The 11,763-nt window shown below is 62.6% G+C and carries 14 protein-coding genes; 9 read left to right on the top strand and 5 right to left on the bottom strand.

The features are described from left to right. Positions 1-2: 2 nt before the first annotated feature. Positions 3-662, bottom strand: coding sequence for a phosphoribosylanthranilate isomerase (locus tag NKI69_RS22455; protein WP_023810614.1), 660 nt, complete (start codon positions 660-662; stop codon positions 3-5). 110 nt (positions 663-772) lie between these two features. Here NKI69_RS22455 and NKI69_RS22450 point away from each other — a divergent pair, with 110 nt between their 5' ends. Next, positions 773-991 carry a hypothetical protein gene (locus NKI69_RS22450; RefSeq protein ID WP_023810613.1) on the top strand — a complete coding sequence of 73 codons (219 nt, stop codon included), beginning with the start codon at positions 773-775 and terminating at the stop codon, positions 989-991. Positions 992-996: 5 nt separating this feature from the next. Here NKI69_RS22450 and NKI69_RS22445 read toward each other — a convergent pair whose 3' ends face one another. From NKI69_RS22445 to NKI69_RS22430, 4 genes are all read right to left on the bottom strand, one after another. Beyond that, on the bottom strand, positions 997-1,755 hold the full coding sequence (locus NKI69_RS22445) for a M48 family metallopeptidase (protein WP_023810612.1): 759 nt from the start codon (positions 1,753-1,755) through the stop codon (positions 997-999). A 195-nt stretch (positions 1,756-1,950) separates the two neighbouring features. Then, positions 1,951-2,433, bottom strand: coding sequence for a DUF2852 domain-containing protein (locus NKI69_RS22440; RefSeq protein WP_023810611.1), 483 nt, complete (start codon positions 2,431-2,433; stop codon positions 1,951-1,953). A gap of 117 nt (positions 2,434-2,550) precedes the next feature. After that, a complete protein-coding gene (locus NKI69_RS22435) occupies positions 2,551-3,693 on the bottom strand; it encodes a benzoate/H(+) symporter BenE family transporter (RefSeq protein ID WP_023810610.1) in 1,143 nt (380 codons plus the stop codon). Then, the gene (locus NKI69_RS22430) at positions 3,693-4,463 is read right to left on the bottom strand and encodes an alpha/beta hydrolase (RefSeq protein ID WP_023810609.1); all 771 of its coding nucleotides are present in this window, start codon (positions 4,461-4,463) and stop codon (positions 3,693-3,695) included. The genes NKI69_RS22435 and NKI69_RS22430 overlap by 1 nt, the downstream gene beginning before the upstream one ends. A gap of 203 nt (positions 4,464-4,666) precedes the next feature. Between NKI69_RS22430 and infC the strand changes: the two genes are divergently transcribed. The 8 genes from infC to pheT all read left to right on the top strand — a co-directional run bounded on the left by infC (position 4,667) and on the right by pheT (position 11,744). Then, on the top strand, positions 4,667-5,203 hold the full coding sequence (gene infC, locus NKI69_RS22425) for a translation initiation factor IF-3 (RefSeq protein WP_023810608.1): 537 nt from the start codon (positions 4,667-4,669) through the stop codon (positions 5,201-5,203). 128 nt (positions 5,204-5,331) lie between these two features. After that, positions 5,332-5,958 carry a methyltransferase family protein gene (locus NKI69_RS22420; RefSeq protein WP_023810607.1) on the top strand — a complete coding sequence of 209 codons (627 nt, stop codon included), beginning with the start codon at positions 5,332-5,334 and terminating at the stop codon, positions 5,956-5,958. Positions 5,959-6,100: 142 nt separating this feature from the next. Continuing rightward, positions 6,101-6,745 (top strand): methyltransferase family protein, encoded by a 645-nt coding sequence (locus NKI69_RS22415; protein WP_023810606.1) that lies wholly within the window; start codon positions 6,101-6,103, stop codon positions 6,743-6,745. Between the two features lie 182 nt (positions 6,746-6,927). Further along, positions 6,928-7,131 carry a 50S ribosomal protein L35 gene (gene rpmI, locus NKI69_RS22410; RefSeq protein ID WP_006201248.1) on the top strand — a complete coding sequence of 68 codons (204 nt, stop codon included), beginning with the start codon at positions 6,928-6,930 and terminating at the stop codon, positions 7,129-7,131. A 148-nt stretch (positions 7,132-7,279) separates the two neighbouring features. Continuing rightward, positions 7,280-7,681 carry a 50S ribosomal protein L20 gene (gene rplT / locus NKI69_RS22405; RefSeq protein ID WP_023672281.1) on the top strand — a complete coding sequence of 134 codons (402 nt, stop codon included), beginning with the start codon at positions 7,280-7,282 and terminating at the stop codon, positions 7,679-7,681. 141 nt (positions 7,682-7,822) lie between these two features. Next, positions 7,823-8,920, top strand: coding sequence for a phenylalanine--tRNA ligase subunit alpha (gene pheS / locus NKI69_RS22400; protein WP_128302733.1), 1,098 nt, complete (start codon positions 7,823-7,825; stop codon positions 8,918-8,920). After that, on the top strand, positions 8,917-9,339 hold the full coding sequence (locus NKI69_RS22395; protein ID WP_023810604.1) for a GFA family protein: 423 nt from the start codon (positions 8,917-8,919) through the stop codon (positions 9,337-9,339). The genes pheS and NKI69_RS22395 overlap by 4 nt, the downstream gene beginning before the upstream one ends. Next, positions 9,336-11,744: a phenylalanine--tRNA ligase subunit beta gene (pheT, locus tag NKI69_RS22390; RefSeq protein WP_023810603.1), complete on the top strand. Its 2,409-nt coding sequence runs from the start codon at positions 9,336-9,338 to the stop codon at positions 11,742-11,744. The genes NKI69_RS22395 and pheT overlap by 4 nt, the downstream gene beginning before the upstream one ends. Positions 11,745-11,763: the final 19 nt, after the last annotated feature.

The raw sequence follows: 11,763 nt of genomic DNA, 5'->3' as shown, positions 1-11,763 counted from the left end.
GCTCAGGCTGCGCGGGTGTTCCGCGCGGCCCTGACGGCCCGGAAAAACTGTTCGATCAGCGCCGGATCCTTGATGCCCGGCGCGCTTTCCACGCCTGAGGAAATGTCTATTCCGGGCGGGTCGGCAAGCCGAAGGGCATCGCCGATATTGGCGGCGTTGAGCCCACCGGAAAGCATGTAATCGACGCTGCCGTCAAGGCCGGCGAGGATGTGCCAGTCGAAGGCCACGCCGTTGCCGCCCGGCAGTTGCGAGCCTTTCGGCGGCTTGGCGTCGAACAGGAACCGGTCGGCTATGCCGATGAACGGCTTTATCCGTTCGAGATCGGCGGCCTCGCTGAGCGGCAGCGCCTTCATCACCGGCAGGCCATAGCGGGCTTTGACCTCGGCGACGCGATCGGGCGTTTCCGCACCATGCAGCTGCAGCATGTCAGGCTGCATTTTGGCAACGATTTCATCAAGGAAGGCGTCGCTGGTATCTACGGTGACGGCAACCGCCATCGCCTTGCCGCGCGCAGTCTCGCGCAGACGGCCAGCCTCGGCAGGTTCGACATAGCGCGGGCTTTTGGCGAAGAAGATAAACCCGACATGGCTGGCGCCGCCGGCCAGCGCCGCGGCCATTGCCCCGTCGGTCTTCAAGCCGCAGATCTTGATGTCGAGTGCCATGGCGCGGGAATTGGCATGAAAAGCGAAAAGAGTCGAGAAAAAGCATGCTGTTTGCCGACACGGCCAAAGGCGCTACCTATGGATGAACAGGACACGGCGGGAGCACGATCATGACCGACAGGACAATTGCCGAACTCAGGCAGAAGGTCGCGCAGGCGCGCGAGGTCATCGCGCACCTGATCGACAAGGCTGCCTTCAACGGCGCCGAAGCGCACCGGGCGCTCGACTATTTCGGCGGCGATGAATTCGACGGCAATTTCCTGCCGTGGCCGCATCATGGCGATGAGGGGTTGCGGCCTGAGGACTTGAACGCCGCAAACGACGACTGAGCGATCTACTCGAACATGATCGCCTGCAGCGCACCGCCATTGCGCTTCAGCCAGTCCTTGCAGCGATCGGTGTCGGGGCAGAGCTTTTCGCACAATTTCCAGAATTTCGGACCATGGTTCATCTCCTTGAGATGCGCCACTTCATGCGCGACGAGATAGTTGATGACCGGCGACGGCGCCATCATGATGCGCCAGGAGAAGGACAGATTGCCTTCGGAGGTGCAGGAGCCCCAGCGGCTCGACGTGTCCTTGAAGCGGACGGCCTTGGCGCGTTTGCCTAACGCCTGGGTGTGCTTGAGCACCAGCTTCTCGATGTCCTTCTTGGCCTCGCGCTTGAGGAAGTCGGCGATGCGGCGCGGTAGGTGTATGCGATCGCCGTGCACGATCAGCAGCGGGCCGCGCTCATCGCTCGACACCGTCACGGTCCCGCGCTTTGATGGCTCATGGACGATGCGGTGCGCCACGCCACGCACCGGGATCCTGATGCCGGGCCGCACCTGCGGCCGCGTCGGCACCTTGGCCAGTCGCTGCTCCAGCCAGTCCTGGTGCCGCTCGAGGAACCTGTCTACCTCGCCGCGGCGCAGGCCTGGCGGCACGGTGATGCGCAGACCCTGGCCGCCTGAATCGATGCGCAGCGTCATTCGGCGCGCCCTGGCGCTCTCGACGATCTTGAGCGGCAGCGTGCGGCCGGCGATGCAATATTCGCGTTCCACGACAGGCGTGGGCTTGGGCTTTGTCAGATTGCGAAAGAAGCCGAGAGTCATGGCGGGACGATACGCGATTCGAGAAAAACGACTAGAACAAAAAAGAAACGGCGCCGCTCGCGCGACGCCGTCGTCATACCTTGGCCTGTCCTACAGCGCCGCGCGTCCTCTGGGACGCGCAAAGGACGCTGTAGCACTTTAAGTTGGCGCATGACCCGAAAACCGGTTCCGGTTTTCGGGGTTATGCGTCGGGCCTCAGTCGTCAAGCAGGTTCGAACCCTTGCCACGCTTGGTGGTCGTCGTTCCGGCGCCCGGATCGGTCTTCGTCGGAGCCGTCGACTTGTTGCGGTTGGCCATGAACCGGTCGAACTCGTCCTGATCCTTGGCGCGGCGCAATTCGCGGGCATACTCGTCGAACTGGGTCAGCATCTCGTCGAGCTTGCGACGCTCTTCGTTCAGGCGCTCCAGTTCCTTTTCGCGCCAGTCGTCGAAAGCGACGTTGCCGGTGCGGGCGGAGCCATTGCCCCAGCGCGCGGCCTTGTCGGAACCGCGGCGGCATCCGGCGAAGATGCCGTCGGTCGCGCGGTTGACGTCACGCTTGAAGCCATCGAGGCGGTCGCCCCAGATGATGTAGGCGAGCATGGCGAAGCCGAGTGGCCAGAACACCATGAAACCCACAACCATCAACGCGATGGTTGCGGGCGTCCAGGCCGGACGGATCAATGCGGATGTGTTCATTTTCTCCCATTCCTTCGGTTGGAGACAGCCAAACCCGGCTGCGTGGAATCGAAATGGGAAGAGAAAAACGGCGATTCAAGACAATGTCCGCCAAATCCGGACAAGCATCTGAAATGATTACCGCTTTTTGATCATATCGAGGGAAAGCACGACCAACCCGGCAATCAGGCCCCAGAATGCGGCGCCAACGCCGAACAGCGTCAGGCCCGACGCGGTGACGACAAAGGTGACGGTGGCGGCCATGCGATCCGCCTCTTCCTTCAGCGCGATAGACAGCGCGTTGGCGAGCGACGCCATCAGCGCCAGGCCTGCCACCAGCACGATCAGGCTCTGCGGCAGCACCGCGAAGATCGCCACCAGCGAAGCGCCGAAAATAGCAAAGATGAGATAGGCGAGCGCATAAAACGGCCCGGTCTTCCAGCGCTCGGCGGGATCGGGGTGGACGTCCGGCCCGGTGCAGATCGCCGCCGAGATCGCCGCCAGATTGGTCGTCGAGCCGCCGAACGGCGCCGACAGCAGCGAAAACAGGCCCGTGACACCGATCAGCGGGCCGGGCTCCGGGTGATAGCCGGCGGCGCGCAGCACGGCGAGGCCGGACAGGTTTTGCGACGCCATGGTGACGAGGTAGAGCGGCAGTGCCAGGCCAATCACCGCCTTGGTGGTGAAGTCAGGCGCAATCAGCGTCAGCGTCGACAGTTCCGGTGTCGGCAGGCCACCGACACGGCCGGTGAGGAAAGCGGCGAGGCCACCGCCGATCAGAACCGCCAGCACCGACAGCGCCGGGTTGAACAGCCTGATAACGAAGAAGACGGCGATCAGCGGCAGGATCAGCCACGGGTCGATCGGAATGGTCTTCACCGCATTGAGCGCGAAGGTGACGACGATGCCGGCCAGCATGCCCGAGGCGACGGAGGGCGGTATCCTCGAGATCAGCTTGGTCAGGGGCCGAAACAGCCCTGTGGCGATCAGAAGGACGCCGGTGACGATGAAGGCGGCGACGGCCTCGCTCATCGAAAAGCCGCTCGATGCCGCGATCAGCGCCAGGCCCGGCGTCGACCAGGCGGTGATGACAGGCATTTTCGTGCGCCATGACAGCCACAGGCTCTCGATCGCCATGGCCAGGCAGATCGTCGTCACCCAACTTGCCGTCTCGATCTGCGTCGCACCGACTGCGGTGGCGGCTGCGATGACGATGGCCAGCGTGCCGCCGAAGCCGACGATCGCCGCGACGAAGGCGGATATCGGGATGGAAAGGCGCATCAGTTTCCCCTCTGCGCCATCGCATCGACGGCCCGCACCAGCATGTCGAGATCTTGGGGTCGCGACAAGCGATGGTCGCCGTCGGGGATCAATGACAGTGTCACGTCGTCGGCGGGCAGCAAGCTGACCAGCTTCAGTGCGTGGCTTGCAGGCACGTCCGCATCGGCCAGGCCCTGCAGGATGTGCACCGGGCAATGGGTGTCGATCGGGCCTGTCATAACCCGGTTGTAGCGCCCGTCCTCGATCAGGGCGCGGGTGTAGATGTAGGGTTCCGTGGAATAGTCCGACGGCTCTTCGAAGAAACCTTTTTTGGCGAGATCGCGCTTCTGCGCCTTGGTCAGCACCGGTTCGACCAGGTCGGCGGTGAAATCCGGGGCTGGCGCCAGCAGCACCATGCCGGCGACGTTGCTATCGCCTGCCTTGCGCAATTCCTGCACCATGCGCAGCGCGATCCAGGCGCCCATCGAGGAGCCGACCAGGATCTGGCTGCCCCGGGTGAAATGCCGGAACACGGCAAGGCTCTGCGCAAGCCATGTCGAAATCGTGCCGTCGGCAAAGGCGCCGCCGGATTCGCCATGGCCAGAATAATCGTGGCGCAGGAAGGCGCGGCCTTCTTTCGCCGCCCAGTCCGTCAGCGTCTGCGCCTTCGTGCCCAGCATGTCCGACTTGTAGCCGCCGAGCCAGACGATGCCTGGCGCAGAGCCAGCAGTATGGCGCACCGCGATGCGCGATCCATCTACATCCAGAAAGATTGGGGGCGTAGCAGTCATGGCTTTTCCTCAACGCGGGTCTTGTGACACAGCCGGTGGCGTGGCGAAAAGTGCTCACGATGTTGTTTGTTTGGTGCAGAGCAGCGATCAGGGTGATTTTCTGTCAATGCTGTGCTATTGACTCCGCCCGCGCGCTCACCACATTGCGCGTCCACGCATCAACACTGACGAACCTGAACGAAACGGCCAAGGAGACCACGACCATTCGCAGACCTTTCAAAGCAGCGGCGCCGACCAAGGATGGCCCGCGCTCCAACCGTGACATCCGGGTTCCCCGGGTCCAGCTTATCGACGCCGATGGCCAGAACCGCGGCGATATTTCCATCAACGATGCGTTGCTGCTCGCCGAAGAGGCTGGGCTCGATCTCGTCGAGATATCGCCCAATGCGGTGCCCCCCGTCGTCAAGATCCTCGATCTCGGCAAGTTGAAATACGCCAACCAGAAGAAGGCGGCCGAGGCGCGCAAGAACCAGAAGGTCATCGAGATCAAGGAGATCAAGATGCGCCCGAACATCGACAGCCATGACTACGAGACCAAGATGAAGGCGGTTCGCCGCTTCTTCGAGGAAGGCGACAAGGTCAAGCTGACGCTGCGCTTCCGTGGCCGCGAGATGGCGCATATGGAACTCGGCATGCAGCTTCTGAACAAGGTCCGCGAGGAAGTGGCGACGATTGCCAAGGTCGAAGCGGAACCGAAGCTCGAAGGCCGCCAGATGATGATGGTGCTGTCGCCGCGCTAGAGCGATCCCCGTCAAAAGCAAAGGCCGCTTCGGCGGCTTTTGTTTTGTTTTGCCTCCGCCATGATTTCTCCGCAAGTTGCTTCGACAAGGATTCTGGTTGCCGGTCCTCGCGGCGAAAGGATTCTCCCATGACCGCTGCGGCACGTTCTACAAGTGAAATGGGTCGCTATCAGCGGCGCCGGCGCGTCCTGCTGGCGCTGCTAATCGGCGCTTTTTGCGCTTTGCTGATCTTCGGCGGCTCCCCGCACGATGAACTGACCCACGAACGCATAGAGGCGCACGGGATCGCCCTGATACTGATCGGAATCGGCGGCCGGCTCTGGTCGATCCTCTATATCGGCGGCCGCAAGTCGGCCGAAGTGGTTGCAACCGGCCCATATTCGGTGATGCGCAACCCGCTGTATTTTTTCTCCACCGTAGCGGCCGTCGGCATCGGCACCCAGACCGGCAGCGCGATCGTCGCGGTAGCGTCGGCGGTTTTGTGCGCGGCCGCGTTCCACATCGTCACGCTGCGCGAGGAACGGCATTTGACGACCGTGCTCGGGGCGCCGTACAAGGACTACGTTGCACGGGTGCCGCGTTTTTTTCCCAATCCCCGGCTTTATCGCGATCAGGCCGAGGTCACCTTCACACCGCGCATCTTCAATCACACGCTGCGCGACGGCTTGATGTTTCTGGTTTCCATACCGTTTTTCGAACTCATCGAGTCCGGACAGGAAAGCGGTGTAATTCCCGTCCTCTTCTGGCTGTATTGAGCTGCGGTAGGCAGTCAAAAGAGGCGACATGCATTAAATCCGCCTGAATTATCCTGCAAGCCGTCCCAACGATCGGCGGGGCCCTGTTTTCTTGGCCAGAAGCTGCGATCGCCGGCAAGTTTTTCGACGATCGGATTCCGCCATGGTCAATGAAATCAAGTCTGCGCCCGTCGAGGCACACGGGCTGGGCAACTACCAGCATATGCGCCGCATGGTGCTTGCGGTGCTGGTGGTGGTGCTGTTTCTGGCACTGCTGTTCGGCCAATCGACGTTTCCGCCTGAAACCTGGGTGCATGAGTCGATCGAAATGTTCGGCGTGCTGCTGATTTTCCTCGGCATCGTCGGGCGCCTTTGGGCGACGCTCTACATAGGCGGGCGCAAATCTTCCGAGGTGGTGACCGGCGGGCCTTACTCGATCACCCGCAACCCACTTTATGTGTTCTCGACCGTGGCCGCGGCGGGCGTCGGCGCCCAGATCGGCTCGTTCTCCGGCATCATCCTCTTTGCGCTGCTGTGCGCGGGTGCCTTCCACATCGTCATCCTGCGCGAAGAGAAGTTCCTCAAGGAAGCGCTCGGCGCGCCGTACCAGGCCTATCTGGAGAAGGTGCCGCGCTTCTTCCCGAAGCTGTCGCTCTACCAGGAGGGCGATACGGGCAGCTTCAAGCCCCGCCTGTTGCTGACCACGCTGCTCGACGGCCTGGTCTTCCTCGTCGCCCTGCCGGCCTTCGAGCTGATAGACGGAGCCCAGCTGTCAGGCATGTTGCCGGTCTGGTTCACGCTGCCCTGACCAAGGACACAGCGCCGCATCTCCACAGGTGTTGCACGCGGGCCGTCTTTGACGTATAGCACCGCCGTTCAAGAAAACCGCCCGGCAGGGCATGCCGTGGCGGTTTCATTTGCTTTTCGGGCTTTGGTCGGCCCGAAGCGAACAAGAAGCGCGATAGTGCGCCAACAATACGGAGTAGCAAAATGCCCAAGATGAAGACCAAATCGGCCGCCAAGAAGCGGTTCAAGATCACAGGTACGGGTAAAGTCCTGTCGGCTGCGGCCGGCAAGCGTCACGGCATGATCAAGCGTTCCAACAAGTTCATTCGAAATGCCCGCGGCACGATGGTTCTGGCTGAACCGGATGGCAAGAAGGTCATCAAGAATTTTCTGCCGAACGGTCTCTAGGGAATGATGCCAAAAAGTTGCAGACTTTTTGGAAAACATCATTCGCCAAAATAAGATCATTCGGTCCGGACACGCATTTGTTTTACGCAATTCCGAACGGAAAACCGCAAGGCACTTTTCCTGGAATTGCTTTTAAGGAGATCATGACATGGCACGCGTAAAAAGAGGCGTCACTTCGCACGCCAAGCACAAGAAGGTCCTGAAAGCCGCCAAAGGCTTCTACGGCCGCCGCAAGAACACCATCCGCATCGCCAAGCAGGCGGTGGAAAAGTCGATGCAGTACGCGTATCGCGACCGCAAGAACCGCAAGCGCTCGTTCCGCGCGCTGTGGATCCAGCGCATCAACGCCGCGACGCACGAGCATGGCCTGACCTATGGCCGCTTCATCGACGGCCTCAACAAGTCGGGCATCGAGATCGACCGCAAGATCCTGTCGGACATGGCCATCCATGAGCCGCAGGCTTTCGCAGCCCTGGTCGCCAAGGCCAAGGTGGCGCTCGAATATCTGAAGAACACCACGCCGAACGCTTTTGAAAGCGCTGTCGCCTAAGACCAGCGCTTCCCAAGCATTCGCAATTCTGATTTGGGGAACCCGCGCTGGCACGGCTGGCGCGGGTTTTTCTTTTGCCTGAACTTTCAACTTAAAAGTGACTTTCACTTTGAGCTGATTTCCAACGTAGCGAGTTTGACCGTGAACGACGCAACCACTGGCCTGGATACGCTTGAAAACTCACTTCTGGCCGAAATCGCCTCGGCCGCCGATGAGCCGGCCATCGAGGCCGTGCGCATCGCTGCTTTCGGCAAGAAGGGCGCCGTGTCCGAGATGCTGAAGACCCTTGGCGCCATGACCGCTGAGGAGCGTCAGGTCAAAGGCCCCGCAATCAACGGACTCAAGAACCGCGTCACAGATGCGCTGACGGTGCGCAAGGCCGAGTTGAAAGATGTGGCGATCACCGCCCGCCTCGCCGCCGAAAGGGTCGATGTGACGCTGCCGGTGCGGCAGTCGCCGGCCGAGCGCGGCCGTATCCACCCGATCAGCCAGGTCATCGATGAGATCGCTGCGATCTTCGGCGACCTCGGGTTTTCCATCGCGGAAGGTCCCGATATCGAGACCGATTACTACAATTTCACTGCGCTGAATTTCCCCGAAGGCCATCCGGCGCGCGAGATGCACGACACCTTCTTCTTCCAGCCGGACGAGAAGGGCGAGCGCAAGCTTTTGCGCACGCACACTTCGCCGGTGCAGATCCGCACCATGGAGACGAAGAAGCCGCCGATCCGCATCGTCATTCCGGGCAAGACTTACCGCCAGGATTCGGACGCCACTCACTCGCCGATGTTCCATCAGGTCGAGGGGCTGGTGATCGACAAGACGGCCAACGTCGCCAACATGAAGTGGGTGCTGGAGGAGTTCTGCAAGGCCTTCTTCGAGGTGCCGCAGGTCAAGATGCGCTTCCGGCCGTCCTTCTTCCCGTTCACCGAGCCGAGCCTCGAGGTCGACATCCAGTGCGACCGCTCGCGGCCGGGCGAAGTGCGCTTCGGCGAAGGCTCCGACTGGATGGAGATCCTCGGCTGCGGCATGGTCCATCCCAACGTGCTGCGCCATGGCAGGCTCGATCCGGACGAATATCAGGGCTTTGCCTGGGGCATGGGCATCGACCGCATCGCCATGCTGAAATACGGCATGCCGGACCTGCGCGCCTTCTTCGATGCCGACGTGCGCTGGCTGTCGCATTACGGGTTCAGGCCGCTCGACATGCCGACGCTGTTTGGGGGCCTGAGCGCATGACAGCGCCCTACGCCGGCGGCTGTCGCTGCGGCGCCGTGCGGTTCGAGGCATCGGCCGAACCGCACCACGTCAGCTATTGCCATTGCGGCGATTGCCGGCGGGCCAGCGGCGCGCCTGTATCGGCCTTTGTCGGCTTCCCGGCCGGTCAGGTCGCGTTCACCGGCAAGGCGCTGAAGATGTTCGAGAACGGCCCGGTGACGCGCTCGTTCTGCGGCACTTGCGGCTCACCCATCGCCTATGTCGACGAGCGGCTGGAAGACGACATCTACTTCATGCTCGGCGCCATGGACATGCCAGCCGATTTTGAACCCACGCTGCATGCCTATGTCGGCGAGCAGCTGCCCTACCTGCATATGTCCGACGACCTGCCGAGACATCTGAAATCAAGCGTCAAAAGACCAGACGGAACAGCCCCATGAAATTCACCCTCTCCTGGCTCAAGGACCACCTAGAGACCGACGCTACGCTCGACGAGATCGTCGAGCGGCTGACCTCGATCGGCCTCGAAGTCGAGCATGTCGACGACAAGTCAAGCCTGAAGCCCTTCGTCATCGCCAGGGTGCTGACGGCGGTCCAGCATCCCGATGCCGACCGGCTGCGCGTGCTGACCGTCGATACGGGCGACGGCAAGCCACCCGTGCAGGTCGTCTGCGGCGCGCCAAACGCCCGCGCTGGCCTGATCGGCGCCTTTGCCGCGCCCGGCACCTATGTGCCCGGCATCGACGTGACGCTGGCGGTCGGCAAGATCAGGGGGGTCGAAAGCCACGGCATGATGTGTTCCGAGCGCGAGCTGGAACTGTCAGACGAACACAACGGCATCATCGACCTGCCCGAGGATGCGCCGGTCGGCACCAGCTTCGCCGCCTATGCGCATATCGACGATCCGGTCATCGAGATCAATTTGACGCCGAACCGGCCGGATGCCACCAGCGTCTATGGCATCGCCAGGGATCTGGCGGCGAGCGGGCTTGGCCGCCTCGTTGGCGGCGCCATCATGCCGCATGTCGGCAATGGCATGTGTCCGGTCAAGGTGACGATCGAAGCGCCGGAGCTTTGCCCCGGCTTCGCGCTCAACCTGGTCAAGGGCGTCAAGAATGGGCCGTCGCCAAAATGGCTGCAGCAGCGGCTGATCGCCATTGGCCTGAGACCCATCAGCGCGCTGGTCGACATCACCAACTACGTCACCTTCGACCGCGGACGCCCGCTGCATGTGTTCGACGCCAGCAAGGTTGCCGGCAATCTCGTCGTGCGCCGCGCGCGCGATGGTGAAAAGGTGCAGGCGCTCGACGGCCGCGAATACACGCTGACGCCGGAAATGTGTGTCATCGCTGATGACAATGGCGTCGAGTCCATCGCCGGCATCATGGGCGGCGAGCATTCGGGCTGCGACGAGAACACGACCGACGTGCTGATCGAATCCGCCCTTTGGGATCCGATCACCACGGCGCGCACCGGCCGTACGCTCGGCATCATCACCGACGCGCGCTACCGCTTCGAGCGCGGCGTGGACCCTGAATTCATGGTGCCTGGCGTCGAGCTGGCAACGAAACTGGTGCTCGATTTCTGCGGCGGCACGCCGACCGAAATGGAAGTCGTCGGTTACGCCGGCCACAAGTCGAAGATCGTTTCCTTCCCGCTTTCGGAAGTGAAGAGGCTGACCGGCATCGAGGTTCCCAGGGCGGAAAGCCTCGACATCCTGTCGCGCCTCGGCTTCAAGCCGGAGGGCTCGGGCGATGTCGTCGATGTCGCCGTGCCGTCCTGGCGCCCCGACGTCGATGGCAAGGCAGACCTGGTCGAGGAAGTCATGCGCATCCACGGCGTCGACAACATCGCGCCGCAGCCGCTCGGTGCGCATGACGCGGTCAACGCAAGGATACTCACCACGCTGCAGGTCCGCACCCGCACCGCCAAGCGCGCGCTTGCCGTGCGCGGCATGATGGAAGCCGTCACCTGGTCGTTCATTCCGGCCAAGCATGCCGAGCTGTTCGGCGGTGGCCAGACCGCGCTGAAGCTCGCCAACCCGATCGCCGCCAACATGTCCGACATGCGGCCGTCGCTGCTGCCGGGCCTGATCGCGGCTGCCCAGCGCAACGCCGACAAGGGTATCGGCGACGTGGCGCTGTTCGAAGTGTCGGGCACCTATGAGGGCGACGGCGCCGACCAGCAGCGGCGCGTCGCCGCCGGCGTGCGCCGCGGCACCGCCAAGCTCGACGGCTCAGGCCGCAACTGGGCCGGCAATTCGGGTGCGGTCGGCGTGTTCGACGCCAAGGCCGACGCGATCGCCGCGCTCGAAGCCTGCGGTGCGCCGGTCGAGCGGCTGCAGATCGAGGCCGGCGGTCCAGCCTGGTACCATCCCGGCCGTTCCGGCACCATCAAGCTCGGCCCGAAAACCGTGCTCGGCACCTTTGGCGAATTCCACCCGAAGACGCTGGAGGGGCTCGATGTTTCCGGGCCGCTGTGCGGCTTCGAGGTGTTCGTCGATGCGGTGCCCGAACCGAAGGCCAAGCCGACGAAAACCAAGCCGAAACTGGAACTGTCCCCCTTCCAGGCGGTCAAGCGCGACTTCGCTTTCGTCGTCGACAAAACGGTCGAGGCCGGCACGCTGGTCCGCGCGGCGCTCGCCGCCGACAAGAAGCTCATCACGGGCGTTTCGGTCTTCGACATCTTCGAAGGCGCTTCGCTCGGCGAGGGCAGGAAGTCTATTGCCATCGAAGTGTCGATCCAGCCGGTCGAAAAGACGCTGACCGACGAGGATTTCGAGGCACTGGCCAAGCGTATCGTCGAGAATGTCGGCAAGCAGACGGGCGGCGTTCTGCGCGGCTAAGACTTGCGAGCAGATGGCG

This window comes from Mesorhizobium sp. M0491 (assembly GCF_040321265.1).
Lineage (GTDB): Bacteria > Pseudomonadota > Alphaproteobacteria > Rhizobiales > Rhizobiaceae > Mesorhizobium.
Note: the sequence above shows the minus strand (reverse complement) of the source record. Positions and strands in the feature narration are given on the sequence as shown.